Source organism: Rheinheimera sp. (assembly GCF_030690345.1).
Classification (GTDB): Bacteria; Pseudomonadota; Gammaproteobacteria; order Enterobacterales; family Alteromonadaceae; genus Alishewanella.
The window spans coordinates 81,312-107,798 of record NZ_JAUYGV010000009.1 but is presented as its reverse complement, the minus strand read 5'-3'; the positions used below and the strand labels follow the sequence as shown (position 1 = coordinate 107,798).

Annotated in this window: 28 protein-coding genes; 11 read left to right on the top strand and 17 right to left on the bottom strand. The window is 50.8% G+C overall.

Going from position 1 to position 26,487, the window contains the following annotated elements; genetic code table 11:
* Positions 1-18: 18 nt before the first annotated feature.
* From Q8O77_RS18880 to Q8O77_RS18865, 4 genes are all read left to right on the top strand, one after another.
* Positions 19-1,020: a hydrolase gene (locus Q8O77_RS18880; protein ID WP_305556965.1), complete on the top strand. Its 1,002-nt coding sequence runs from the start codon at positions 19-21 to the stop codon at positions 1,018-1,020.
* Complete coding sequence (locus tag Q8O77_RS18875) at positions 1,017-1,262, top strand: YheU family protein (RefSeq protein ID WP_305556963.1); 246 nt, start codon at positions 1,017-1,019, stop codon at positions 1,260-1,262. Before Q8O77_RS18880 ends, Q8O77_RS18875 begins: the two co-directional genes overlap by 4 nt.
* A gap of 94 nt (positions 1,263-1,356) precedes the next feature.
* Positions 1,357-3,189, top strand: coding sequence for a choice-of-anchor I family protein (locus tag Q8O77_RS18870; protein ID WP_305556961.1), 1,833 nt, complete (start codon positions 1,357-1,359; stop codon positions 3,187-3,189).
* A gap of 111 nt (positions 3,190-3,300) precedes the next feature.
* Entirely contained in the window at positions 3,301-4,323 is a 1,023-nt protein-coding gene (locus Q8O77_RS18865; RefSeq protein ID WP_305556959.1) for a CNNM domain-containing protein, read from the top strand.
* A gap of 58 nt (positions 4,324-4,381) precedes the next feature.
* Here the strand turns inward: Q8O77_RS18865 and Q8O77_RS18860 are convergent, their stop codons facing one another.
* The 4 genes from Q8O77_RS18860 to nudE all read right to left on the bottom strand — a co-directional run bounded on the left by Q8O77_RS18860 (position 4,382) and on the right by nudE (position 9,448).
* Positions 4,382-6,001 carry a methyl-accepting chemotaxis protein gene (locus Q8O77_RS18860; protein ID WP_305556957.1) on the bottom strand — a complete coding sequence of 540 codons (1,620 nt, stop codon included), beginning with the start codon at positions 5,999-6,001 and terminating at the stop codon, positions 4,382-4,384.
* Positions 6,002-6,207: 206 nt separating this feature from the next.
* Positions 6,208-7,809: a phosphoenolpyruvate carboxykinase (ATP) gene (gene pckA / locus Q8O77_RS18855; RefSeq protein ID WP_305556955.1), complete on the bottom strand. Its 1,602-nt coding sequence runs from the start codon at positions 7,807-7,809 to the stop codon at positions 6,208-6,210.
* A gap of 231 nt (positions 7,810-8,040) precedes the next feature.
* Positions 8,041-8,871: a 3'(2'),5'-bisphosphate nucleotidase CysQ gene (gene cysQ / locus Q8O77_RS18850; protein WP_305556953.1), complete on the bottom strand. Its 831-nt coding sequence runs from the start codon at positions 8,869-8,871 to the stop codon at positions 8,041-8,043.
* Positions 8,849-9,448: an ADP compounds hydrolase NudE gene (gene nudE, locus Q8O77_RS18845; protein WP_305556950.1), complete on the bottom strand. Its 600-nt coding sequence runs from the start codon at positions 9,446-9,448 to the stop codon at positions 8,849-8,851. Before nudE ends, cysQ begins: the two co-directional genes overlap by 23 nt.
* 59 nt (positions 9,449-9,507) lie before the next feature.
* Between nudE and yrfG the strand changes: the two genes are divergently transcribed.
* On the top strand, positions 9,508-10,179 hold the full coding sequence (yrfG, locus tag Q8O77_RS18840; protein WP_305556948.1) for a GMP/IMP nucleotidase: 672 nt from the start codon (positions 9,508-9,510) through the stop codon (positions 10,177-10,179).
* Here the strand turns inward: yrfG and Q8O77_RS18835 are convergent.
* From Q8O77_RS18835 to gspC, 12 genes are read right to left on the bottom strand one after another with little or no spacing between them, the layout of a single operon-like run.
* Positions 10,169-10,912, bottom strand: coding sequence for a type II secretion system protein N (locus Q8O77_RS18835; RefSeq protein ID WP_305556946.1), 744 nt, complete (start codon positions 10,910-10,912; stop codon positions 10,169-10,171). The genes yrfG and Q8O77_RS18835 overlap by 11 nt on opposite strands.
* 13 nt (positions 10,913-10,925) lie before the next feature.
* Positions 10,926-11,396, bottom strand: a complete 471-nt coding sequence (locus Q8O77_RS18830; protein ID WP_305556944.1) for a type II secretion system protein M — start codon at positions 11,394-11,396, stop codon at positions 10,926-10,928.
* Positions 11,393-12,583 (bottom strand): type II secretion system protein GspL, encoded by a 1,191-nt coding sequence (gene gspL, locus Q8O77_RS18825; protein ID WP_305556942.1) that lies wholly within the window; start codon positions 12,581-12,583, stop codon positions 11,393-11,395. Before gspL ends, Q8O77_RS18830 begins: the two co-directional genes overlap by 4 nt.
* Positions 12,580-13,569, bottom strand: a complete 990-nt coding sequence (gene gspK, locus Q8O77_RS18820) for a type II secretion system minor pseudopilin GspK (protein ID WP_305556940.1) — start codon at positions 13,567-13,569, stop codon at positions 12,580-12,582. The genes gspL and gspK overlap by 4 nt, the downstream gene beginning before the upstream one ends.
* Positions 13,566-14,189 carry a type II secretion system minor pseudopilin GspJ gene (gene gspJ / locus Q8O77_RS18815; protein ID WP_305556938.1) on the bottom strand — a complete coding sequence of 208 codons (624 nt, stop codon included), beginning with the start codon at positions 14,187-14,189 and terminating at the stop codon, positions 13,566-13,568. Before gspJ ends, gspK begins: the two co-directional genes overlap by 4 nt.
* Entirely contained in the window at positions 14,182-14,550 is a 369-nt protein-coding gene (gspI, locus tag Q8O77_RS18810; RefSeq protein ID WP_305556936.1) for a type II secretion system minor pseudopilin GspI, read from the bottom strand. Before gspI ends, gspJ begins: the two co-directional genes overlap by 8 nt.
* A complete protein-coding gene (gene gspH / locus Q8O77_RS18805; RefSeq protein WP_305556934.1) occupies positions 14,547-15,143 on the bottom strand; it encodes a type II secretion system minor pseudopilin GspH in 597 nt (198 codons plus the stop codon). Before gspH ends, gspI begins: the two co-directional genes overlap by 4 nt.
* Entirely contained in the window at positions 15,143-15,598 is a 456-nt protein-coding gene (gene gspG, locus Q8O77_RS18800) for a type II secretion system major pseudopilin GspG (protein ID WP_305556932.1), read from the bottom strand. The genes gspH and gspG overlap by 1 nt, the downstream gene beginning before the upstream one ends.
* 1 nt (position 15,599) lies before the next feature.
* Positions 15,600-16,823 carry a type II secretion system inner membrane protein GspF gene (gene gspF, locus Q8O77_RS18795; protein WP_305556930.1) on the bottom strand — a complete coding sequence of 408 codons (1,224 nt, stop codon included), beginning with the start codon at positions 16,821-16,823 and terminating at the stop codon, positions 15,600-15,602.
* Entirely contained in the window at positions 16,823-18,331 is a 1,509-nt protein-coding gene (gene gspE / locus Q8O77_RS18790; RefSeq protein WP_305556926.1) for a type II secretion system ATPase GspE, read from the bottom strand. The genes gspF and gspE overlap by 1 nt, the downstream gene beginning before the upstream one ends.
* Positions 18,331-20,454: a type II secretion system secretin GspD gene (gene gspD / locus Q8O77_RS18785; protein ID WP_305556923.1), complete on the bottom strand. Its 2,124-nt coding sequence runs from the start codon at positions 20,452-20,454 to the stop codon at positions 18,331-18,333. Before gspD ends, gspE begins: the two co-directional genes overlap by 1 nt.
* 27 nt (positions 20,455-20,481) lie before the next feature.
* Positions 20,482-21,429: a type II secretion system protein GspC gene (gene gspC / locus Q8O77_RS18780; protein ID WP_305556922.1), complete on the bottom strand. Its 948-nt coding sequence runs from the start codon at positions 21,427-21,429 to the stop codon at positions 20,482-20,484.
* 245 nt (positions 21,430-21,674) lie between these two features.
* Here gspC and hslR point away from each other — a divergent pair, with 245 nt between their 5' ends.
* The 4 genes from hslR to Q8O77_RS18760 all read left to right on the top strand — a co-directional run bounded on the left by hslR (position 21,675) and on the right by Q8O77_RS18760 (position 23,571).
* A complete protein-coding gene (gene hslR, locus Q8O77_RS18775) occupies positions 21,675-22,088 on the top strand; it encodes a ribosome-associated heat shock protein Hsp15 (protein WP_305556921.1) in 414 nt (137 codons plus the stop codon).
* A gap of 9 nt (positions 22,089-22,097) precedes the next feature.
* Complete coding sequence (hslO, locus tag Q8O77_RS18770; protein WP_305556919.1) at positions 22,098-22,946, top strand: Hsp33 family molecular chaperone HslO; 849 nt, start codon at positions 22,098-22,100, stop codon at positions 22,944-22,946.
* Between the two features lie 229 nt (positions 22,947-23,175).
* A complete protein-coding gene (locus tag Q8O77_RS18765) occupies positions 23,176-23,352 on the top strand; it encodes a DUF1328 domain-containing protein (RefSeq protein ID WP_305556918.1) in 177 nt (58 codons plus the stop codon).
* Between the two features lie 24 nt (positions 23,353-23,376).
* Positions 23,377-23,571: a hypothetical protein gene (locus tag Q8O77_RS18760; RefSeq protein ID WP_305556917.1), complete on the top strand. Its 195-nt coding sequence runs from the start codon at positions 23,377-23,379 to the stop codon at positions 23,569-23,571.
* A gap of 50 nt (positions 23,572-23,621) precedes the next feature.
* On the opposite strand, the gene Q8O77_RS18755 is transcribed toward Q8O77_RS18760, so the two are convergent.
* The gene (locus tag Q8O77_RS18755; RefSeq protein WP_305556916.1) at positions 23,622-24,968 is read right to left on the bottom strand and encodes a sigma-54-dependent Fis family transcriptional regulator; all 1,347 of its coding nucleotides are present in this window, start codon (positions 24,966-24,968) and stop codon (positions 23,622-23,624) included.
* 284 nt (positions 24,969-25,252) lie between these two features.
* Between Q8O77_RS18755 and Q8O77_RS18750 the strand changes: the two genes are divergently transcribed.
* Both Q8O77_RS18750 and Q8O77_RS18745 read left to right on the top strand, forming a co-directional pair.
* On the top strand, positions 25,253-25,738 hold the full coding sequence (locus Q8O77_RS18750; RefSeq protein ID WP_305556914.1) for a hypothetical protein: 486 nt from the start codon (positions 25,253-25,255) through the stop codon (positions 25,736-25,738).
* A gap of 119 nt (positions 25,739-25,857) precedes the next feature.
* Positions 25,858-26,397 (top strand): BON domain-containing protein, encoded by a 540-nt coding sequence (locus tag Q8O77_RS18745; protein WP_305556912.1) that lies wholly within the window; start codon positions 25,858-25,860, stop codon positions 26,395-26,397.
* Positions 26,398-26,487 lie beyond the last annotated feature (90 nt).

Below are 26,487 nucleotides of genomic sequence, written 5' to 3'. Positions count from 1 at the left end.
TTATCAGGATTAGCTAATTTGCAAGCTCAGATCAGACCAGTAAGCCATCCGCCATTTCAGCCCGCCTGGTGGTTAAAGCATGCCCACCTGCAAACCATTTTTGCCAAATATTTAAGCCCGAAGCAGCGTGTCAGCACCACAGCGGAACTGTTCAGCTTACCCGATGGTGATGAATTACAGCTAAATTGGTTAGACAATACAGCCACAGACGATAAAGCGCCGTTGGTTATCCTGCTGCACGGCTTGGCCGGTGATATAAACAGCCACTATATTCAGGCCATGTTGGCACAGTGCAAACAGCTGGGCTGGCCGGCGCTGCTGATACATTTTCGTGGCTGTAACGGCAAGCCAAATAAGCTGCCGCGCGCTTATCACAGTGGCGATACCGCCGATGCAGCGCTGGTAATCAGCGACGTTAAACGGCGTTACCCAAACCGGCCCTTAGTGGCCGTCGGCTATTCGCTCGGTGGCAATGTATTGCTGAAGTACTGCGGTGAGCAGGCAGAGCAGAATCCGTTAACTGCTGCGGTGGCGGTGTGCCCGCCGTTATCGTTAGCGGCCTGCGCCAAACGCATTAACAGCGGCAGCAGTAAGCTGTATCAACGCTATTTGCTCGGGCGGTTAAAACGCAGCACCTTGTTAAAACTGCAGCAATTTGCCGATTTCCCGCTGCCGTTAACGCCGCAGCAGGTGCAGGGTTTTAGCAGCATCGAGCAGTTTGATGAGTATTACACCGCGCCGGTGCATGGCTTTTTAAATGCGCAGGACTATTACAGCAAAGCCAGCAGCAAAGCATTTTTACGCCATATCCGCATCCCCACGCTGATTATCCATGCCAAAGATGACCCGTTTTTAAGCGACGAGGTGATCCCCAAAGCCGATGAGCTTAGCCCGCATATTCACTACGAGCTCACCAGCGGCGGTGGTCACGTTGGTTTTGTTCATGGCAGCGTGCTAAAGCCCAAATTTTGGTTAAACCAGCGTATTCCGCAATTTATTACTGAGCAGTTAAGCAAATGATTATTCCCTACACCGATATCGCCGAAGATACGCTAAACAATCTGATTGAATATTATGTGCTGCGCGAAGGCACCGATTACGGCGAGCATGAGATGGCGATGGCGGAAAAAGTGGCCATGGTAAAACGCCAGCTAAAAGGCGGCGATGTGGTGATAGTGTATTCTGAACTGCATGAAAGCATTAACCTGATGCCAAAGCAGCTGTTTTTGCAGCAGCAAGATGAGCAAGATAGCGCGTCATAAAAACATCATGACTGCTTCATGTAATTGTCATGCGCTGTGCTGACACTGATTTATTAATTGTTTAACTTCCAATAATAAAATCAGGAATATCAGCATGCTAAAACGTTCACTGCTTGCTCTAAGCATTATGACTATTTTATCCGGTTGCTCGCTGGATGGCGACGATGGTGCCGCCGGCGCTACAGGCCCGGCAGGAGACGCCGGTCAACCGGGTAAAAACTTACCGCGCGAGCTCAGCATCGAAGTGGTAGGCCGTTTTAATACCGGTATTTATGGTAAGTCGGCCGCCGAAATTGTGCAGTTTCACAAGGCATCAAACTCGGCTTTTGCCATTAACGCTGCAGACAACCAAATTGAAGTTATCGCCCTGGCTAACCTGCCGGTGGCAGCAGTTGGCAATGGTATTACTGATGACAGCTTAAGCTCAGTACCTTTTACGTTTGCCGACAGTGTCAGCGTTAAAGACGGCGCCGGCAACGATGTCGACGTGGCGTTGGGCGAAGCGAATTCTATCGCCATTTATGGCGACCTGCTGGCCATAGCGGTGGCGGCCCCGGTTAAAACTGCCAACGGTGCGGTATTATTTTATAGCCTGGATGCTACAGGTAGCGGCAGCTTTGTTAAAGCTGTTGCGGTAGGGGCGCTGCCGGATATGCTGACCTTTACCCCGGACGGCAGCACAGTGTTGGTAGCCAATGAAGGCGAACCGGATACCGATTACAGCCTGGATCCGGAAGGCAGCATTTCCGTGATCAGCTTAACTGATGGCGTACCGGCCGATGTGGCCGCAACCATCAATCTGACCAGCGATATGGTATTTAGCAGCGACTTGTTAGACGCAACCGACTACGATACCGACGCCAAACGTAAAGCCTTGCTGCAAGCTGCCGGTGTGAAGTTTGCTGGCCCACCGGGTACCACAGTGGCACAGGATTTAGAACCTGAGTACATTACTGTGGCGGCCGATGGCAAAACTGCCTGGGTATCGTTACAGGAAGCCAATGCCATCGGTATTATCGACCTTGCCGATATGAGCATTGAAGTCAAAGCGCTGGGCATGAAAGACTGGGGCCAGTATCTGATAGATTACACAAACGAAGATGAAGTGGCATCGTTTGCCAAACTGCCGAATGTGTATGGCCTGTATCAACCCGACAGCATAGCGTCTTACCAGTGGAACGGCGCTACCTTTATTGTCTCGGCCAACGAAGGTGACTCCCGCGACTGGGATGCTTATTCCGAAGATATCCGTGTGGCAGACATTATTGACCCCGACGAGCTGAACAAAACCTTCAGCCCGCAGCTGCAGGCGTTGTACGACAGCACCGGCGGTGATGATGGCTTAGGCCGGTTAAAAGTAACGGCTGCACTGGTCGACCCGGATAACGATGGCGTGGTAGAGCAGCTGTATGCTTATGGCGCCCGCTCGTTTTCCATCTGGGATCAGAACGTGAATATGGTGTACGACTCCGGCGATGACTTCGGCCGTATTTCAGCCGCCATTCTTGGTAATAACTTTAACAGCGCCCATACCGAAAACAAAGGTGACAACCGCTCAGATGATAAAGGCGGTGAGCCCGAAGCAATTGATGTTGGCACTATTGAAGGCCGCACTTATGCCTTTATTGCGCAGGAGCGCAGCGGTGATTTGTTTGTCTATGACGTCACCAACCCGTTTCAGGCTACTTTTGTCAGCCACTACATTAACCGCGACTTTAGTGCCGATTTTGAGCTGGATGATGATTTAGCCGAGCCGTGTGATACCGCTGAGGGCATGGACTGCACCGAAGTGCCACTTACCGGCGACTTAGGCCCGGAGAGTATTAAGTTTATCCCTGCCGGCGACAGCCCGAACGGTAACCCGTTACTGCTGATTGGTAATGAAGTCAGCGGCAGTGTAACCGTATATCAGGTTACTGAGCTGTAAGTTTAGCGTTCAGTAGTATCAGCGAGCCGGTATGCTGCCGGCTCGCTTTCCGTTCAAGCTCTTAGTATACTGCTGCGGTCTTAGTAAAACGGAGTGTTGTAACTAACCTGTATGAGTCTTTTAATTGCATTTGCGGTTCTGTCAATTGCGGTATCTTTTGTCTGTTCTATCCTCGAAGCAGCCCTGCTGTCGATTACCCCAAGTTATATTGCCCAACAAAAACTGGCCCGGCCTAAGCTGTATGAACAGCTCAAAGTGTTAAAAGATAAGATTGACCAGCCACTGGCGGCCATTCTTACGCTAAACACTGTGGCCCATACCGTTGGTGCCACCGGCGTGGGTGCTCAGGTAACAGTAGTGTTTGGTGATGGCTATCTGGGTATTGCCTCAGCGGTAATGACCATTCTTATTCTGGTGCTGTCGGAAATTATGCCGAAAACCATAGGCGCGCGTTACTGGCCGCAGTTGGCGCCGATATTGCCACTGGTGCTGAATGGCATGATTACGCTATTAAAGCCGTTTATCTGGTTATCTGATCAAATTATGAAGCTGTTTGGCGGTGGGAATCATGAACACGACCTGCGCCAGGAAATTAAAGCCCTGACGGTCTTAGGTCGCGAGCTGAATAAACTTGATGAAGACGAGCAGCGTGTTATCGCCAATATCCTGGACTTACACGACATTAAAGTACGCGATATTATGACGCCGCGCACCGTGTGTGAAACCGCCGCGCCGGATGAATCCTTAGAGACGTTTGCTGAACGGGTTAAAGTAGGCCAGTTTTCACGCTACCCGGTGCTGGATAAAGACGAAGCGCCGTTGGGTATCGCCTTTCGTTACGACATGCTGGATATTACCGACCAGAAAACTGTAGCTGATTTAATGAAACCGGTAAAAGTGATTTCCGACAAGATGAGCGCCGAGCAGTTGATGACGCAACTGATGCATGAGCGTCAGCATATGTGTTTAGTCTACGATGAATACGGCACCTGGCTGGGCCTGGTGACAATGGAAGATGTAATAGAAACCATTATCGGCCAGCCGATTATGGATGAAACCGACGATATCCCCAATATGCGCCGCTTTGCCAAGCGCCGTTGGGAACACAAACTAAAGAATCTGTCAGACGATTAATGCACTGAACAACAAACAAAACAGGCCGCAATTGCGGCCTGTTTTTTTATGGTAGCTGTTATATTTTAAACTTGCCTACCAACTCGTTCAGCTCTATGGCCAAGCGGGATAGCTCGGTAGCACTGGCGGTGGTCTGGTTGGAGCCTGCCGCCGTTTGCGCGGCTAAATCGCTGATGGTGACGATATTGCGGTCTATTTCACGTGCCACTTTCGACTGCTCTTCTGCCGCGCCGGCGATAACATGGTTTTGATCGCTGATGGCCATAATGTTCTCGGCGATCAGCTCCAATGCATCTGCAGCTAACTTCACCACATTTTGCGCATTATCGGCATTGCTGCTGATTAGTTGCATGGCGTTAACCGCTTCTTTGGCAGAGGATTGCACTTGCTGGATCATTTGCTCAATTTCGCCGGTAGAGGTTTGCGTGCGGTGTGCCAGGCTACGTACTTCATCGGCCACCACGGCGAAACCACGGCCGGCTTCACCGGCGCGGGCTGCTTCTATAGCCGCGTTCAGCGCCAGCAGGTTAGTTTGGTCGGCGACATTGCGGATAACTTCCAACACCTGATTAATCGACGATACTTTGTCGGCCAGGGTATTAATAACCGCAGTGCTCTGGCGCACATCAGCGTTCATTTTTTCAATAACGCTGCGGGTTTGCACTACTTTTTGTGTGCCGTCTTTGGCCAAAGTGGCAGATTGCGATGAAGCTTCGGAGGTTTGCAGCGCGGTACCGGCTACCTCATCTACTGCCGAGCTCATCTCGGTTATCGCGGTAGCGGCTTGTTGCACTTCATCATTTTGCAGTTGCAGTGCTTTGGCTGACTCGTCGGTAACCACGTTTAGCTCTTCAGCGGCAGAGGCTAACTGGTTAGAAGAACTGGCAATATGGCTGATAGCATCGCGCAGTTTTTGCTGCATTTGTTGCAGTGCCTGCGCCAAATCGGTCAGTTCATCGCTGCCTTCAATCGTTACCAGCTGTGTAAGATCGCCATCAGCGATAAAGCGTGCAGATTCCACCGAGCGCGCCAACGGCTGGCTGATACTGCGGGAAATTAATACTGACACTGCCACCGCAATACCCACTGCAACAACAATCAGAATAATTACGGCCATTTTGGCATTTTCATAGGTCGCAATAGAAGATTCCCTGGCATCCAGCGCGGCTTTCTGGTTAATGTCGTCCAACTGGCCCAACTGCTGAGTTATCTCATTGGCTACCGGAGTCATTTGATCCAGCAAATCCTGCGCCGCACCCAGTTCTTCTTTGCGTAACAACTCTAAGGCTTGATCCTGCAAGTCAAAATATTGCTGTCTGGATACCTGATACTGACCAAAAATAATACGTTCCTGCGGGTCGAAAATAGATGCTTCATATGGCTTCTCAAGGTTTAAAAGCTCTTCCCTTAACCTGCTGATCGTATCAAAGGTTTCGCCTTCCTGCGTGATATCAAGCGACAGCAACAACCGCATCGTTAAGGCCCTGTTGCGGTTTATACCGGTTCCTATTGCGCCAATACCAGACACCCCCGGAACAACAGCCGTTTCTACGAAATCAGCCTGAGCTCTCACCTTTGAGATACTTTGCAAACTAAACAAACCTGTAATCGTGAGCAACAGCGCCAAAGCACCAAACGCGGCCAGCAATCGTTTTTGTATGGTTATCGTTCTGAGCATTACTTACCTCTGATTGCAGTTGAATTTGCCTTACGGCTTACTATATCGGCCAAAACCGGGAGAGACTGAAAAATTTCTTTCACTTTAGCTTGTTGCAGGCAGTGTCGCCAGCACTGGATGCATTTTTACCGCCAGAGTAATCTGCTTGTCATATTCAGACATAAAAAAAGGCCGCTTGTGCGACCTTATTTGTTTGCAGGGCTGTTTTACAACTGCGGCCCTGCTGCTACTAAGGCTTTACCTTCGTCGTTATCGGTAAACTTAACAAAGTTATCGATAAAACGCTTGGCCAGGTCGCGGGCTTTTACGTCCCACTCTGCAGCGTTAGCGTAAGTGTTGCGCGGGTCTAAAATAGACACATCGTCTACACCGTGCAACGCCGTTGGCATGGCCAGGTTAAAGTGTGGCAACTGGACAAATTCGGCGTTCTCAATGCTGCCATCCAAAATTGCGTCGATAATAGCGCGGGTGGCTTTAATCGAAATACGCTTACCCGTACCGTTCCAACCGGTATTGACCAGGTAAGCTTCAGCGCCCGATGCTGCCATACGTTTGCCCAGCACTTCTGCATATTTAGTCGGGTGCAGGCTTAAAAACGCCGCGCCAAAACAGCTGGAGAAGGTTGGAGTAGGTTCGGTAATGCCACGCTCGGTACCGGCCAGCTTGGCGGTAAAGCCAGACAGGAAATGGTATTTTGCCTGGTCTTTGGTGAGCTTGGATACCGGCGGTAATACGCCAAAGGCATCTGCGGTTAAGAAGATAACCTTTTTCGCATGGCCGGCTTTGGATACCGGCGTAACGATATTGTCGATATGGTAGATCGGGTACGACACCCGGGTGTTCTCGGTTTTCGAACCGTCATTGTAATCAATAGTGCCATCGGCCAGCACAGTAACGTTTTCTAACAACGCATCGCGGCGGATGGCATTATAAATATCCGGCTCGTTTTCTGCTGACAGGTTAATGGTCTTGGCGTAACAACCACCTTCAAAATTAAATACTCCGGCGTCGTCCCAACCGTGCTCGTCATCACCAATCAGCTGGCGCTTCGGATCGGTAGACAGCGTGGTTTTACCGGTACCGGATAAACCGAAGAATACCGCCACGTCGCCGTCTTTACCCACGTTGGCCGAGCAATGCATAGAGGCAATACCCTGCAGCGGTAAAAAGTAGTTCATCATGGAGAACATACCTTTTTTCATCTCACCGCCGTACCAGGTGCCGCCGATCAGCTGGATACGTTCGCTCAGGTTAAAGGCAACGAAGTTTTCTGAATTTAAACCCTGCTGTTGCCAATCCGGGTTGGTGCACTTAGCACCATTCATCACAATGAAATCCGGCTTGTAAGTTTCCAGCTCGGCATCAGTTGGGCGGATAAACATGTTCTTGACGAAATGCGCCTGCCAGGCCACTTCGGTAATAAAGCGCACTGCTAAGCGCGTATCGGCGTTAGCACCACAGAAGGTATCGACTACAAATAAGCGTTTGCCGGACAATTGCTGCGTAACCAGGGCTTTTAAATCAGCCCAGACGGCGGGGGTTATGGCTTTATTGTCGTTTTTACCTTGATCAGACCACCATACGGTGTCGCGGGTGGTGTCATCGCGCACTATGTATTTATCTTTCGGCGAGCGGCCGGTAAAAATGCCGGTATCGACTGAAACCGCGCCTGATTTGGTCAGTTTGCCTTGTTCATAACCTTGTAAATCACTGCGGGTTTCTTCCGCAAATAATTGCTCATACGAAGGGTTATAAATAATTTCCGTGACATCTGTGATGCCGTATTGGCCCAGATCCAGCTCGGACATGATGTAACTCCTAAGGGTACTGTAGGTAAGGGTGCAGTCTCTGGCGGACTTAAATTTCCGGTGCTTTTGTCACGAAATGTTGTTTTTCTGCGCAAAAACCCGACGGCATAATAGCGTTTTTCCAGCACAAAAGATAGTTAGCAATTGCGCTGATTTGGCTAAAAACCGCGTCAGTACTGGTATGCAGCAAAGCTATGCAATATTTGTGGGTAGTTATGAAAGCTTTCAGTCTCAGGCTGTAAGGTTACGCTCTGTGGCTCTGGCTTTGATTAATTGCGGCCAAGGAATGCTGGCCTGGCCCATGACCATAAAATCGGGATTAGCCAGGGTGTCGCGCTGGTTGTAACTGAGCGGAGTAAATTCACTGTCGAGAATTTTGCCACCGGCTTCTTCTACGATGACATGCACAGCTCCGGTGTCCCATTCGCCGGTAGGGCCTAAACGCAAATAACAATCGGCTTTGCCTTCTGCCACCAGGCAGCTTTTCAGTGAGCAACTGCCCAGTGCGATATACTCAACGTCATGTTTGCTTTGCAGTAAATCGACTATAGGTTGCAGCGGTTGGCGACGGCTGATAGCGATTTTCAGCGTTTCACCGGCCTGGTGTTCATTTACTCTGATGCGGTTAATTAAATTGCGTTGTTGTTTGAAAGCGCCATGACCGCGGGTGGCGTAATACAGTACGTTTTCTTTTGGCCAGTAAATAACGCCCAGCGCCGGCCAGCCGTGCTCTACCAGGGCGATGCTTACGGCAAAATCGCCGCTTCTGGCCACAAATTCCTGGGTGCCGTCCATCGGATCAATCAGCCAGTAGCGTGGCCAGTCTTGTCGTTGGGCTAAAGGCACAAAATAGGATTCTTCCGAGATAATCGGAATATCGGGTGTTAATTCAGATAAGCGGTTGATAATGATCCGGTTGGCCGCTAAGTCAGCCGAGGTCACCGGGCTTAAATCGGCTTTTTCCTGCTGCTCAAAGTTACCGCTTTGGTACAACTGCCATAATTCTGCCCCGGCTTCGCGGGCCGCAGATTTTACGGGGTCAAGCAGTCTGCTTAAAAACATCCGGGTTTGCTTCCAAATATTGCTGCGCTAATAACAGGGCGGCGACACTTCTGGCTTCAGTAAAATCGGCCTGCTGTAATAAGGCGTCACTGTTATGGCGTGACCAGGGCACTAATTCCAGCGGTTCCGGCTCGTCGCCTTCAAGGCTTTCTGCATATAAATCAAAGGCCAGAACTATATGCATTGTAGCATTAAAATAGCCGGGGGCTAAGGCCAGTGATTTTAACTGCACAAAACGGCCGGCGCCAAAACCGATTTCTTCTTTCAGCTCGCGGTTGGCCGCGGTAATAATATCTTCACCCGGGTCAATCAAGCCCTTGGGAAAACCCAGCTGATAATCATGAGTGCCGGCGCAATATTCACGGATCAGGTAAAAATTATCCGCATCAGGGCAGGCGATAATCATCACTGCGCCACGGCCGCTGCCACGCATGCGCTCGTAGGTGCGCTGCTCACCATTGCTGAACTGCAATTCCAACTGCTCAATTTTAAATAAGCGGCTTTGTGCCACGATATCTGCAGTTAAAATTTGTGGTTTTTGTCTACTCTGGTGTTTATCGTCGTGCCGCTGCGTCATGCTGCCACCTCTGGTACAATCCCGAGCCTGTACTATAAAACGATTAACAGGAAAAACCTATGCTGAACTGGGCTGATATTGATACGGTGCTGCTGGATATGGACGGTACTTTGCTTGACCTGCACTTTGATAATTATTTCTGGTTGCAGCATTTACCGCAGCGCTGGGCCCAGATCAGCGGTATCAGTGTCAGCGATGCAGAAGCACAGTTAAAAGCCGAGTATGCTGAATTAACCGGTAAGCTGGAATGGTATTGTCTGGATTATTGGGGCAAGCGCTTACAGCTGCCGATCACTGAGCTAAAACGCGAGGTGATGCACAAAATAGCCATGCGCGCTGATGTGCCGGAATTTCTGACCGCGTTAAAGCACAGTGGCCGTGACATAGTGCTGGTAACCAATGCCCACCCGGACAGTTTGTCGTTGAAAATAGAACGCACTGAGCTGGCCAGCTATATTGATACCTTGATCTCGACCCATGAATTTGGCGTGACGAAAGAAAATTGGGCACTGTGGCAGCGCTTGCAGCAGCGGTTGGGCTTTAACCCGGAGCGGACCTTGTTTGTTGATGACAGCCTGCCAATTTTAAAAGCCGCACAGGATTACGGCATTAAACACTTATTAGCGGTGGCGAACCCTGACAGCCAGCAATTAAGCCGGCAGATCACGGAATTTCCGGCGATTACTGATTACAGCGTATTGTTGGATGATATCCGCAGCCTCAGAAACTGATGCGATAGCGGCCCTGTGCATCCGGCTTACCAAGAAACTGCATGGCCTGGTGTACTTCCCGCGGCATGCTGTCTTGTGGTTTCAGCGTGCCGTTTACCAACAATTGCTCAGCATTAATCACCGCTTTAATATCCAGCCCCAGCAGGTTAGCGCCGTCGGTGCTGAGTACTATGGTGCCGTCAGCGCAGCTTAATTCGCCAAACAGGCTTTGCAGGTCGAGCCAGGTGCCGGTGGGGGTTTGTAACCGCGCATCTTGCCAGCTGGCATTGCCGCTTAACGCTTTACACCAGGGTTGGCCTTGTTGATATTGCGGCACATCCAGCACCAGTTCACCGCTGGCCTCTACCGGTAATGGCAGCGGTAACATCGGCAGCAGTTGCGCCACCGGCAGTTTTACCAGGGTATTGTGCAGTGCCGCACCGGAAAAGCCATAGTTGGCGGTGCCGGTAACATAAGGCAAAGCGCTGTTCTGCGCACTGCCGCTGTGCAGCTCAAACTGCAGCTTGCCGCTAAATAACTGCCAGCCGTGTAATGTCCAACGCAGGGTATCAAATTGCAGCTGCTGATAGCGCAGGCCGGCTATTTCGCCCTGCCATAAGGTACCGGACACGGCACCTAACTGCAGTTGCGGCGGTAGCGGTGCCAGCTTTAGCCACCAGGCCGCCGGGGTTAACAGCAGCATAAACAGTAAATAACTGCAGACACCGGCAACGATAAGTTTTGTTTTTGTCATCCTGCTCTTATACCTACTCTACGACCATGCGTCTTACCCGCACTATGCCCGGTTTGTCTGCGGTTGCCAAATCGACATTCACCAGGGTTACACCATGCTGATACTGCAAGGCATGCAGCCAGCTTAGCAATTGCTCGAAACTGACATCTTCCAGCACTAAGGTCAGTTGCTCATTTTGCGGTTGCATCCGGCTTACTTTAATACCGCCGCTGCGCGCACTGTTACTGATAATTTGCGCTAAGCTGCCACCGGTGCGGGCCGGCGCAGCACCGGCGGCTTTTAACTGCGGTATCAGCTGTTGCAACTGGCTCAGCTGATGCTGCGCAGTTTGCAGTTTTTGTTGCTGTGTTTGTTTAGCCTGATGCAGCGGTTGCCACAACAGCCAATAAAACAAGCCAATCACCACTACCACGGCGGCACCGGCCACCAGCTGTTGTTCGCGCTGTTGCAGCCCGGTCCACCAGCTTAAAAACTGTTGTTTCATACTTTGCCCCGCATCGCGACACTGCCCTGTACCTTGCCGCCATCGTTACTCAGCGCACCTTGCTCTACGCTAAATCCGGCTTGCTCTAATGCGTTTTTCAGCCGCTCAAAGCTTTGGAAACCGTCGCCTTTGGCTTGAAAGCGCAGCTCTGCCCGTTTGGCATCAAAGCGCAAATTCTCCAGGCTGATATCCGGTACCTGCGCCAGTTGTTGCTGTAATTTTGCCAATAACGCCAGGAAGCTTTGCTCTGCATCAGCGCCACCGGCAGCGGCCAGCTTTTGCTGCAGTTGCAGGTTAAGGTTGACTATCCGCTCACCCGGAAAGGCTTGCTGATACAAGGCCAGGCTTTGTTGTTGCAGCGCCAGGCTTTGCCGGCCCAATTGCCAGTTAGTGATACCAAGTTGCAGCAAATACAGCGTAAGGCATAAACCGGCAAGAATGGCGCTGCTTTGCCACAGCCGTAACTGCGGGTTGCTTTGTCGTTTCGGTTTATAGTCGCCCTGCAGTAAATTAAAGTCGTTGTGCTGCAGTTGGCCGGCCAGTAACGCCAGCGGCAGCTCAGGTTCGGCGGCCTGATACGGCTGCAACACTTCTTCCGGCCAGGGGCTGTAGCTGGTCAGCATTGGTAAGGCTGCCAGTTGCAGATAATCACCCCACCAGGCGGCGTCAATGGCTGTAACCTGCCAGCTGTTTTGCTTTAACAGCCACTGCTCGTGCAACTGAATACAGGCCGGTAATTGCTGCTCGGGAATTAATAACGCGTCCGGCAGCAGGCGGCTGACACTGAAGCCGGCTTGTTGTAACCAATGCAGCCATTGCGCCATTTGTTCATGCCGGCACACAGCTACTTGCTGGCTGTACTGGCCATCGTGATGCACCAAATTACCCAGTGCTAAAAACAGCTGCTCGATATCTTCGGCCTGATCTTCTTCCAACATGTACGGCAGTGCCTGCAACAGCTGGCGGTTGGGTTTACCGGGTAAGTTAACCTGCTTTAGTACCACATCGGATGCCGGCACCAGCGCAATCACCGGGCGCTGGCCCAGCCGGATTGCTAAGTCAGCCAGCTGATCTGCGCCTGATAATTCGCCGCTGGCGATCACTTCCTTGCTGTGGCTGGCCCATACCAGCCAGCTAACTGTTTGCTCTGCCCGGCTGCCAAGCCGGATCACCAATTGCTCACTCACTGCTGGCCTCCAAAGCGCCGCGCCAGTACTTTAACCTGGTTATTATCATTTATTTTCAGCACCGACGTTAACACAAAGCCGCTCTCCAAATAAGCCGTGGTTGCCACCAGCCGGAAGCTGTCAGATTTCACTACCAGCATCGTTTTTACCTCATCCGGCACTGTGATGCCGGCCAGGATAGGATCGGCCAGCAGTGCTTCTGCCGTGGCGAAACCTTCTTCCGGCCGGTTAGTGATTAAATCCAGTGCGGCCTGTTCTGTCAGTTCCGGGATCAGTGCGGCCAGCAACACGGCGTTATCTTCCGTTAAGGTGTTCACATTTAACAATAGCCGGTTATCTTCCGGCACTACACAGACATAAGGCTGCAGCAGCTGATAGTCATTTGGCGTTAAGTCCAGTATCACCCGTAGCTCCGACGGGTCTGCCATCAGCGTATTCGCGCTGTAATAAGCAAAACGCAGCGCGGCATAATCATCTTCTTCTGCACTACCGGCGGTGCTGAGCAGGCTGTCTTCATCCAGCCAGTCGCCGATACGGGCGGTGAGATATTCCGCCGGCATGCTCAGCTCAGTAATTTTCAGCTCCAGCAAACGCTGAAAAGCTTTTTGCGCCGCGCTTGGCTCCGGCTGGCCACCACTTGCCGGGGTCACATTTTGCAGCGCATTCAAATTAAAGCAACTGCGCAAATCACTGATATCACCACTTATGGTGCCGTCTTCTACCGGAAAGGTAGCGCCACTCAGCGCCCAATCCTGGGATAAATTTACCGTTTCCTGGCCGGCAAGGGTGCGTGCCAGTAAGACTTTGGCAAATTGCTCTGCCCCCATGGCATACCACAATGCCTGTTGCTGCTGTTGCATGTTCTGCTGGCGTTGCAACTGCAGTTGCAGCCGGCCGGTCATATTAACTGCAATTACCACCACGATGGCGATGATCATCAACACCGCTACCAGCGCGACACCCTGTTGTTTACGCCGCAATATCATTCTATGCCGCCTTCGCTGACAACGGCGTCCGGCAGCATAAAAATACGCTCCAACCGGCCAAGGTTTTCATCAATCAGGGTTACCCTTACGGCGGCGGGAAAATTGGCGTCCTGCCAGCGCTCCTGCCATTCTTCGCCCTGCAGATAATGCACTTCAAAGCCGGTCAGGTTGCTTTGCAGCAGCTGTATTTTCGGCTCGGTGCCGGTTACCGCATCCGGATACAAGGTAAACAACCGCTGCAAGTTGCCTTCCTGTAAACGGTAGGCCACGGTTTGAATTTCGCTGCGCGGCAATATCATGCCCGGGTTACGCCAGCCCTGGCGGGTAAAACTGACACCGTGATCTTCGCTGTCGAGCAAAAACTGTTCGCCAAATAAGCGGAATTTTTGCGGTGCCTCGCCGTCAATCCGTACATGCCGTACACTGATCTGCATAAAGTCACGCTCCAGCATCAGCATAGTGCGCTGCAATTGCACCAGACGCTCACTGGCTTGCTGTGACAGTTCATCGCTTTGCGTTACGCTGCTGAGAATAGCAACAGAGGCCAGGCCCACCAGCGCAAAAATAGCCGCCGCCAGCAGCATTTCAATAAAGGTAAAACCGCTGTTGGCCTTAACCACCTGGCTTACCTTTATAGCTTTGTAGCTGATACAACACCTCGTCCGGCGTTTCGGCCAGGCTAACGCTGATTTGCACCAGGCGTAAGTCGTCATCCGGCAGCTTGCTCAGCTGTTGTTGCCATAACCATTGCCGGTTAGCCATCTCGACCTGCTGCTGCGATTTTTCTTTTCCCGGCCAGTCTTTATCAATTAATGCCAGATGCATCTGGTTATTGGCGATATAGCTGGCGATGGTTAAATCATCTAACTGACTTAAACTACGGATATGCGCCGAACTGGCTTGCATAATGGCCATACCGGCGGTGGCAAAAATCGCCATTGCTACCAGCAATTCCAGCAAGGTAAAGCCGTTGCGTTTCATGGCAGCTCCGTTGCTACCGGCGTGCGGTTCAGCGGTATGGCAAAGTCAGTACTGACGCTGCTGTACAGCGGAGTTAAGTCTGAGTTTTCTGCCAGCAGCAGCTGAAACGGACTGATTTCACCGGACGACAAAATAAACACCTGCGGCAGTACCGGTATGTCGGCATTCTCATCGGTTTGCTCGTCGTCATCCAACTGCCATTCCAATTGGCTGAGTAAGTTGCTGTCCTCTCCGGCCAGACCTTCCAACTCCAGCTTCAGGCTGATATCGGCCGGCAACTTATGTTGTTTCAACCCAGCCGGTTCTTCGGCCGGCAGCCATTTCGCATCTTTGTTGTTGTAATATAAAAAGCCGTAACGGTCCGGCAGAATATACAAACCCCATTCTTGCTGTTTTAACAGCGCCGTTTCGGCGACAAAATGGAAAATTTGCTGAAACCGTTCCGCTTCTTTTTCTAACCGTTCTTCACGCGACTCGCCGCTGAAATTCATTACCACTGTGGTTGCCAGCAAACCAATTAACAGCATAACCAGCATTACCTCTACTAAGGTAAAGCCGGTTTGTTCACGCTTTAGCGCTGGCAGCAACAACATTAGTTATTGTTGCTCTGGTTCGCATCCAGGTTCCAGTTACCGATATCATCGTCGGTGCCGGCGGTGCGATCCGGGCCTTTACTGAGAATATCGATACGACCGACCTGGCCCGGGCTTACCAGAATATAATCTTCGTCCCACGGATCTTTCGGTAAACGGCGGATAAAGCCACCTTCCGGAAACGAGCGCGGTACCGGCTGTGAGGTGGGCGCAGTAACTAATGCCTGCATACCTTGTTCAGTATTGGGATAAAAGCCGTTACGTAAGCGGTACATATCCAGAGCACTTTCTAACTGCTGAATATCCACCACCGCTTTTTGCCGCGCCGCTTGTTCCTGGTTACCTATCAGGTTAGGTACCACCATACTGGCAATAATGCCCAGTATTACAATAACCACCATTACTTCTAACAGCGTAAAACCGCGTTGCGCTGTTGTTTTGCGTTGCTTAACCATATTAACCACCACCTACCATATTGTTTAACGCTAAGATCGGCTGCAAAATCGCCATCACAATAAATAACACCATACCGGCCATCACTGCTACCAACACCGGTTCAAACACTTTCAATGACACTGTAACCAGGGTTTCAAATTCGCGATCCTGGGTATTGGCCGCGCGCTCCAGCATGGAATCGAGCTGGCCGCTTTTTTCGCCGCTGGCAATCATATGCAGCATCATGGGCGGAAACAGCTTGGTTTGCTCCAATGCGTTGCGCAGTGAGGTACCTTCACGCACCCGTGCGGTAGCATCGGTGACGGCTTGCTTCATAAAGGTATTGCTCAGCACGTCGGCACTGATGCGCATGGCTTCCAGTAACGGCACGGCTGACGCATTCAGAATACTTAAAGTCCGGGCAAACCGCGCGGTATTCAGCCCCTTGGTAACTTTACCGATAATCCGGCTTTTTAATACCAGTTGGTCCCAACGAAACCGCACTGCCGGTTTAAGCAGGGCGCGTTTAAACAGCACCAGACCCAGCATAATGCCAATCAGCACAAAGATACCGTAAGTGCGCAAAAAATCGCTGGCGGCAATTAAAAACAAGGTGGAGCCTGGCAGGCTTTGGCCCATATGTTCAAACTGACCGACAATTTTCGGCACCACCGCCGCTAATAAGATAGAAATAACCAACACAGCAAAACAGGTAAGGATAATAGGGTACAACAATGCCTGCAGAATTTGGCTGCGCATATGTTGGCGCTGCTCGGTGTAATCTGCCAGCCGGTTTAATACCTGGTCCAGGTGGCCGGATTTTTCCCCCGCCGCCACCATAGAGCGAAACAGGTGGTCAAACACATAAGGAAACTCGGCCAGGCCCTCGGCCAGGCTGTAACCCTCTACCACCTTAGAGCGCACGGCCATCATCATATTGGTTAACCGTGGCTTATCGCATTGTTCCGCCACGGCTAACAGCGCGCTTTCAATCGGCAACGCCGCTTCTACCAACGTGGCTAACTGACGGGTAATTAACGCCAGCTCGGAGGCAGAAATATTGCGTTTAAACCATTGTTTGCCCGACGCCAGCAGCTTTTCCTGCTGTGACGCCAGCGCCACGCTGACCGGGGTTAATTTTTGCTCGCGCAGCAGGGCACGGGCATGGCGGGCGTTGTCTGCTTCCAGCACACCCTTGGCGTTTTTGCCACGCGCATCCAGCGCCTGATATTCAAACGCCGCCATTACACATCCTCACGCGTTACGCGCAGCACTTCTTCCAGCGTGGTTTCACCGCTCAGTACCTTGCTGAAACCGTCAGCGCGGATGCTGGGGCTGTGCTGGCGCACGTATTTCTCAATCGCTTGCTCGCCTTTACCGTTATGAATAAGTTCGCGGATATGTTCATCCACCAACAGCAGTTCATGGATACCGGTACGGCCACGATAGCCGGTGTGGTTGCAGTGTTCACAGCCACGGGCACGGTAGATCAGCACACCTTCTTTTTTTGTTACGCTGAGTAAATTGCGCTCTTCTTTATCCGGCTCGTGTGCTTCTTTGCAGTGCGGGCATAAGGTGCGTACCAGCCGTTGCGCCAGTACGCCAAGTAAACTGGAGGATAATAAAAACGCTTCTACGCCCATATCTTCCAGCCGCGTAATGGCGCCGGCAGCTGTGTTGGTGTGCAGGGTAGATAATACTAAGTGGCCGGTTAAACTGGCCTGTACCGCAATTTGTGCGGTTTCCAGATCGCGGATTTCACCCACCATCACCACGTCCGGGTCCTGGCGTAAAATGGCGCGCAAACCACGGGCGAACGTCATGCTGACTTTGGTATTGACCTGGGTTTGGCCGATGCCTTCCAGCTCGTATTCAATAGGGTCTTCTACGGTAAGAATATTGCGATCTTTAGTGTTAATCTCGGTTAAACCGGCGTACAAGGTGGTACTTTTACCGGAACCGGTTGGGCCTGTTACCAGAATAATACCGTGCGGCTTTAAGATTAGCTGCGAGAATGCCTGTTGTACCGACAACGTCATGCCAAGGTCAGCTAAATTCAGGTGTGAGTTGTTCTTATCCAATAAACGCATTACCACCCGTTCGCCATGGCTGGAGGGCATGGTCGATACCCGCACATCCACGGCGCGGCCGGCAATACGTAAACTGATGCGGCCATCCTGCGGCACGCGTTTTTCGGCAATATCCAGTTTGGCCATAACCTTAATGCGCGACACCAGCAAGCTGGATAAGCGCCGGTTAGGCCGCAGTACTTCACGCAAAATGCCGTCTACGCGAAAGCGTACTATTAAGGCTTTTTCAAAGGTTTCGACATGAATATCAGAGGCGCCTAACTTGATGGCTTCACCCAGCATGGCGTTAATCAGCTTGATAATGGGCGCGTCATCTTCGTTTTCCAGTAAGTCTTCGCTTTCCTGAATATCATCGGCCAGCGAGGCTAAATTTACCTCATTGCCGATGTCTTCCATCAGCTGCTGCGCCTCTGACGAATCACGCTGATAGCAAGCTTCCAGCATGGCTTCAAACTCTACCGCGGATAAACGCTGCAGTGCAAAGGGCTCAGCCAGTACGCGACGCACTTCCAACACCGCGGCCGGCGCTGTAGCCGTATGAATATACAGTTGCCAACCGTGGGCTTGTTGTTGCAGCAGCACACCGTGGCGCTTGGCAAAGCCAAAGGGTAAACGGACCCTGCTGCTGGCGGGTTTTACCTGCTCTGTATCCAGCGCGTCCATTAATCCTGCTTCCCTTGCTCAGTAACCGCAGGCGGTTGTTGTTCCTGCATATATTCATCAAACGTTGGCGGCAACGCCAGTGAGTCATCCCATTCCGGTAGTACGACCTGTTTAGTGTTGGGCATTAAGCGGATGCCTGCTTCTTCGCGTTTTAGCTGTTCGGCGCGGATATAGTTGTATTTGGTTTTTGAGATACCGGAAATAGCCGAGCCTTCGCGCACTATGGTGGCTTTAATAAACACCATCAGATTACGCTTTTGTTTGGTGACACTGGTCGACTTAAACAAATGGCCTAAAATAGGAATGTCACCTAAAATAGGCACCTTAGATTCACTTTCCTGCACATCTTCGTCAATTAAGCCGCCCAGCACTACGGTTGCGCCATCATCGGCCATTACGGTAGTTTTAATTTCGCGTTTGTTAATAGTGATATCTACCGCGGTGGCGCCGCCGATACTGGACACTTCCTGCTCAATGGTCAGTTGTACTGCATCACCTTCGTTAATTTGCGGTGTTACTTTAAGTTTAATACCCACTTCCTGGCGGTCTACCTGCTGGAACGGGTTGGTATTATTTGAGCCGGTGGTAGAGCCGGTGATCACCGGTACTTCCTGACCGACGAGGAAGAAGGCTTCCTGGTTATCCATGGTAGTAATATGCGGTGTGGCCAGTACATTGGAGTTGGTGCTGGTGCGTACGGCTTGAACAAGAGCAGCCCAATCGCCGCTGACGAAGCCGACCAAAGCGCCATTTAAGCCCCCCAATACCTGCCCGGCAAGCGTATAGTCGCCTTCTGTATCTGGAACGGGAACGGTCACGCTTGGTACGCCAACTATAGTTGATTGTTCTACCCGTGGAGGATTCTTAGTTGGCCTGGCAGCAAGAGCCGCGCCGGCTGCATCAATAATAGAAATGGTATTGCCATTGCTAAAGTTGGTGCCGCCGCCGTTTTTATTTAACCACTGCACGCCGAAATCTGTACCATCACCTTCAAATACTTCAACAATAATGGCTTCTACCAGCACCTGAGCGCGGCGGATATCCAGTTGGCGTAATACTTCTTCTAACGAGCGCATCATATCCGGCTGGGCGGTGATCACCAGCGAGTTGCTGTCGTCATGCGCCTCTATACTAATGGCGCGGCCGGTATTCGCTGCTGCGCCGCGTCCGCCCTGGGCTGCGGCTGCACCGCTTGCGCCCTGTACTTCTGCCACTATAGACTCGCTAACGCCTTTTAATACCGGCACCAGCTCTTCTGCTTTGGCATATTTTAAGTAAAACACCCGGGTGTTGCCGCTGGTTTGCAGTTCGCTGTCCAGCCGCTTTGCCAGCTCTATAACGCGCTGCCGTGCTTGTAATTCACCGCTGACAATCACGCTGTTGGTGCGCTCGTCAGCAACTATGCGCGGTACCAGAAAATCCGGTTGGTCAGCACGGCCCTGGCTTTTGTAAATGTTCTCCAGAATACGCACAATTTCCGGTGCAGATGCATACTGCAGTTTGACAATTTCCAGCTCCTGGTCGCCGGCTTTGTCTACCCGCTGAATAATATCTACCAGCCGGTTTACCACTGCTGCCGGGCCGGTCATCATAATAACGTTAGACGGGTCGTAGTTGACTACATGGCCACCACCGGCCTGGTTGCTGAACTGGCGCAACAAGGGTGCTAATTCACGTACCGATACATTGCGTACCTGCACCACCCGGGTAACCATTTCGTCACCCTGGCCCGGTGCGTCATCGGACACGACCGGAATATTGCTGGTTTTGGCGTCTTTGTTGCGCACAACTTTTAATACACCATTGTCCATTTCCACTACGGCAAAGCTGTAAACTTCCAGTACGTTAAGGAAGAACTGATAGTACTGTTGTTCGTTGAGCATTTCGTAACTGCGTACGTTAATACGGCCGCGCACCTGGGGGTCGACAATGATGGTTTTTTTCAGGTTCATACCAACGATATTAATAAATTCATTAATGTCGGTACCTTTGAAGTTAGGTGAGTACATCACCTCTTCCTGCGCTACCACAGTAACGCCGGGAATAACCACAGTCAGCGCGGCTGCAACCAGTAGGCTGGCCAGCGAGCGGCGGGAGAAAAAAGCAGATTGCCCTGATTTCATTAGCTTATAACCAATTAATTTTAATAATTATTGTGACAGGTTCACCAGAATGTCTCTGATCTCACCATCGCGTTCTATTTTAATTGCCGCTTCTTTGGCGTCGCGTAACTCGTTGATTACGCTCATCGCCTGCTGCATATCGTTTAGCTGAATACCGTTAATCTCTATTGCCAGGTCATTGGCTTGTAAGCCAAGCTGGGTAAACAAGGCCGGATCTTTCCCCGGCATCAGGCGATAGCCGGCCAACTGGCCGTTCGGCCGGTGTGGTGTAACACGGATATAGTCAAAAAACTTCATCGGCTCAGCGATCAGCTCGTCGCGGTGCAGCTCTATCGCTTCGTTAGCTTGCATCGGTGCCATTTCCATTGGTTCCGGCACCGGGGCCATATCCATGTTTTCTTCTATGCCTTGCTCATCGGCACGGCCTAAACCGGCATTGGCCTGGGCAATTTTAGTGTACTCAATGCCATCAAGCATCAGGGTTTCATAGCGGCCGGCTTGTTGCAATAAGACTCTGTCAACTAACACCTGCTTTAATACCGCATTGGTGCCTTCGATGGTGTCATCAACGGCATAGGTTGCCTCGGCGCCACGGCTTTCGATAATGGCGCTGCCCTGGCCCGGATTTGCCGTCATGGCGACTAAACCGGTCAGTTTGACATTAAGTTGGGTTTTCGGCGCTTCGGCCACCACCGGTACCGGCTCTGTGCTGGCTTGTGCGGAGGCTTTGCCAAACAAAGAGAAACTCAGCAGTGAGGTTAAATTAACACCACCACGTTGCGGTACCACGCCTGCATTGGTGCCGGATAGTGGCAAAGGTGTGGCAGTGGGGGTTGGCACCAGTTGCCAACTTAACCGCGCAAGCAGCCATGCCAATAACAACACTAAGATCAGGTTCAGTATCAGCTGTACCCGATGCAGTGGTATTTGTTGTAGTCGCTTCACTATTTGCTGCGTGTCTGCTAACTGCTTCATTGCGCACTTCTATATCTGTAAACGATGTCAGTAAACGAAATTCTGTTGTCCGGCAAAAGAATTTCTGAATTTAAAAAACGGAATTCTACGTTAAAAACCGAATTTATCTTACCCGGTTGTGCTGTAACCAACAAGCCGCTGCTGCATATTTACAACATATTAACGGTGTTTTTCGTGTTAATACCGCCAAAACAGCCTGTTTGGCACTATAATGGCGAACTTAGTTCGGCAACACAGTGTAAATTATGGCGCAATCAAAGCAATCTGCTCAGTCTGACAGCCCAACATTACGTTTAGATAAATGGCTGTGGGCTTGTCGCTTCTATAAAACCCGTAGTTTGGCTAAAGAGATGATCGACGGCGGTAAAGTACATTATAATGGTCAGCGCTGCAAAGCCAGCAGAACCGTTGAACCCGGCGCGACAATACGTATCAGCCAGGGTGTAGACGAAAAAGTGGTGTTGGTACTGGGTTTATCTGACAAACGGCTGGCGGCACCTTTGGCGCAGGCTTTGTATGAAGAGACCGCAGACAGCATAGCGCAGCGCGCCGTGCGCGCAGAGCTGCGCAAAACCAACAGCCTGTTTGCACCGCATCCGGACACTAAACCTGACAAAAAAGAGCGGCGTAAGTTACTTTTATTAAAATCGCAGCAGTAAGAGAGCAGCATGGACTCAGATAAGTTATATCGTTTTATTTTTCAGCAAAAGCATGTGCGTGGCGAATTGGTGCAATTGTCTGCCAGCCTGGATCAAATGCTGCTGCAGCACGATTATCCGCAGCCGGTAAAGCAATTACTGGCCGAACTAGTGGCGGCTACCAGTCTGTTAACGGCGACGTTGAAATTTGACGGTGATATTGCTGTGCAGGTGCAGGGTGACGGCCCGGTGCGCTTTGCGGCGGTAAACGGCACAGATCAGCAACAGTTTCGCGGTGTAGTGCGGATGCAATCTGAGCTGCAGGGCGACAGCTTCCGCAGTTTGATTGGCGAAGGCTATATGCTGGTAACCATTACGCCGAAACAGGGTGAGCGTTATCAGGGTATTATTCCGCTCACCGGGGATAGTTTAACCAGTACGTTAGAAGCCTACTTTGCCCAGTCAGAGCAGTTACCTACCCGGTTATACCTGTATACCGATATTCAGCAGCAACACACCCGGGCAGCCGGTTTTATGCTGCAGGTGTTGCCGGTAGAGCAACACAAAGCCAAAGCCGATTTTGCTGACTTGGTAATACTGAGTGACACCCTGACCCAAGATGAGATCTTTAACCTACCGGCCGAACAACTACTCTACCGGTTGTTTCATCAGGAAGAAGTGGAGTTGTTTACGCCGCAGGACGTCAGTTTTGTCTGTGGCTGTTCACGCGAGAAATGCAGTGCGGCTATTATCAGCCTCGGTACAGAGGTGATTAATGAGCACATTGCAGAAGGTAAGCTGGATATCAGTTGCGAATATTGCAATACCACCTATCAGTTTGACAGTGCTGATTTAACTGCCTTATTACAGCAGCTGTAACGGCTTGCTCAGCGTTTTTGCCATCATACCGCCTGATGTGAAACAGTTACCGGTTTACAGGTAACTGTTTCACATCATCTGCCGGCCAATATTCATTTTTTCGTTACAGCCGCAAATAAATTTATTTATATTCAATACCTTATAATTTAGTGAAATTCTGGCACGGCTTTGGCAACAGTACAGGCGTAGTTTTTATATATCTGTGCCATAGCGCACTAAGGAGCAAACTATGTTGGGTTGGGCATTAACATTTTTAATTATTGCACTGATCGCCGCTGTACTGGGCTTTGGTGGTATTGCCGGTGCGGCTGCCGGTATAGCCAAGGTAATCTTTTTTATCTTTATCGTGCTGCTGGTTATTTCGTTGCTGGTTAATGCACTGCGCGGTAAAGCGCCCAGACTGTAATTTTTTTGTTGAAGAGGACTAAGTATGACATTGAGTAATTTATTATTTCGCCTGCTGCTGGTAACAGCAATGACGTTTTCAGTAGTAGCGTGCGGTGACAATAACGCCGAAGATGCGGGTGAAAAAATTGATGAAGTAGTTACCGATGCCGGTAATAAGGTCGAAGATTTGTGTGAAGATGTGAAAGACAAAGCCGACGCTGAAGATAAAGACTGCTAAGGCTAAGGCAGCAGCACCATGTGCTGCTGCCTGACTTTAGCTGCCAGGGTTTACGGCTCGGTTTGCTGGTATTTATCCAGTTTGTTGTACAGCGTTTTTACACTTATTCCTAATTGCCGCGCCGTATCAGTTTTATTACCGGCATTTTGTTCCAGCGTATTTAAAATCGCTGCTTTTTCCAGCTGATCCAGCGGCAGACCGCACGGCACTTCGGTCAGACAATGCTCCGCTGTGCTATCAGTCGGGCTGTCCAGCAACAAATGCTCAGGTTGGATTAGGCTATCGGCGAGAATATAAGCGCGCTCTATAGCATGCTTTAATTCGCGTACATTGCCGGGCCAATTGTGGCTGGCAATTAGTGCAAGGGTGTCTGCTGCGAGCTGTTTTTGTTGCTGTTCCTGCGCATTACGATAAGCCAGAAAATGTAGCGCCAGGCCGCAGATATCATCACCGCGATCGCGCAGTGGCGGTACCTGCACCGGAAACTGCGCTAAGCGGAAATATAAATCTTCCCGCAGCACGCCCTCAGTAATAGCCTGTTGCGGATCACGGTTAGTCGCCGCTACTATACGCACATTAGCCTGCTGCACTTTATCACTGCCCACCGGCCGGTATTCGCCGCTCTCCAGTACCCGTAACAGTTTAACCTGCTGCTCCGGCGGCATTTCGGTTACTTCATCCAAAAACAGCGTGCCGCCTTCAGCTTGCGCAAACACGCCCTGGTGGTCGCGCAGCGCACCGGTAAAAGCCCCTTTAGTATGGCCAAACAATTCGCTGTCAACTAACTCCGGGCTGAGCGCGCCGCAGTTAATCGCAACAAAAGGTTGCTCGGCGCGGTAACTGGCTAAATGCAGGGTATTGGCCACCAGCTCTTTGCCTGCTCCGCTTTCACCGGCAATCAATACGTTGGCCTCTGTAACGGCAACTTTACGTAAAGTGCGGTATAGCTTCAGCATGGCGCGCGACGAGCCGACCAATAAACCGAACTGATCCAGTGCGCTGGTATTGGCCTTGGCCGGTTGCCGACTGCTGCTTAGTTGCTGATAAAAATCCTGCAGGGTATCGAGAATGCAGGCAATGTCCAGCGGCCGGCGAAAGTGATAACCGGCGCCGCCACGCATCAGTTTATCCAGCACCGGATCCGGATGGCCATCACTGACCAGAATAAAATCAATTTCAGCCAACAACTTACTGGCGGTTAAGCGCTGATAGTCAGCCTCGCTATGTTGGTCTGCCTGAATAAACGCCAGGTCGCAGGGTTGTTGCATCAATTGCTCTGACCAGGGGGCGGTATCACTGCTTCTTACCACTACGAAGCGGCGTACAGCAGCGGATTGCAACAACTGTGTTGCCAGCTCGGTATCCTGTACGTGCAAAAATAAGCGTGGTTGAGTCATTTGTCCGTTCTCAGTTGTAAGGCATGAGGGGTATCAGCACAGAGACTGTACTCCTGTTCAGTACAGCCAGGCTAGTCTTTAACAAAATAAAACCATTCTGTTTCAATGTAGTGAATTACACCGTACCGGTACTGTAAATTTAACAATATCAATAGGTAGAAGTTACCGGTTGTAGCTGCTGAAATAGCGAAGCATTAAAAAATGCTGAGATAAATCAGAATATTACACCTTGGTACATGAATTGAATATGAACTATGACAGCAGTGAGTATAAGGAGAAGCGTCATGGGACATTCCGGTTCAGCTCAGTCAAACCAGTTTAGCGCAGCAGAAGCGCGTTCGCTGCAGGCAGCTTATGCGGTCTGTATTGAAGCGCAGCAATTTTTCCGCCGTGCGGCGCAGCAGGTTAGCAACAGCAATTTACGGTATAAATTCTTACAGTTAGCCAAATTGCATCTGGATGCAGCACAGCGCTTGGCTAAAACATGCGGTGACGCAGAAACGGCGCCGGATTACCGCAGTGAGTTGGCTGCGGTGCAGTTCTGGTATCTGCACCAGGCTGCCGCCTTGTCGGAGTCATCACAGCAGCAAACTATGTTGGCAGAGCTGGCCGGGTTGCTGCAGCAGCAAATTCGCGGTTTACGTCAGCTTACCGGCGAGTTACACAGCCGCGCGGTTCGCGTCGAGTTAGCGCAGCTAGTCGCCGAATTGCAAATAAGCAGTGATCAGCTGCAGCCGCTGCTGAAAGTTTTACCGGCAAGCGGGAAATAAATACAAACAAAAAATTAACATGAAATGAATACATAAATAATTTAGTTATAAAACAATTGGTTAAATTTTGGCATTAAACTGGCATTAGCTTTATCGTCTCACTACAAAGGAGCGACAACATGAAACGTACAACTTTAACCATGATGATGGCTTTGGCATTAACCACAACAGCTGTTGCTGCCAACGACTGGAAAGACGGCGCTAAAGATGCGTGGATTGACGGTAAAGCGGAAACTACGCTGTTGTTAAACGGCAACTTAAATTCGTTTGATATTAATACCGACGTGAAAAACGGTGCGGTAACGCTAACCGGTAAAGTGGAAAGTGAAGTTGATAAAGCATTGGCGGAAGAGCTGATTGAAAACCTGGACGGTGTAACCGGAGTGGATAATCAGCTGACCGTGATGGCGTCAGGCAAACAGGCCGGCGATAAAGATAACAGCGGCTTAAAAGACGCCAAAATTGCGACTGTGGTAAAAACCCGCTTGTTGTTTGAATCGGAAGTCAGTGGCACTGCCATTGATGTTGATGCCGATAACGGTGTGGTAACGCTGCAGGGTGAAGTTGATTCTGCTGCCGAGAAAGACTTAGCCGTGGCGATAGCGAAAAATACTACCGATGTAAGCCGGGTAGTAGACAAACTGCAAGTTGCGCAGTAATTCAAAGTTGAGCAGTAATCACTGCTAAGTAACTAAAACGCCGATCTGCGCTTAGCCGCCGGATCGGCGTTTTGCTGTCTGCGGTACTAT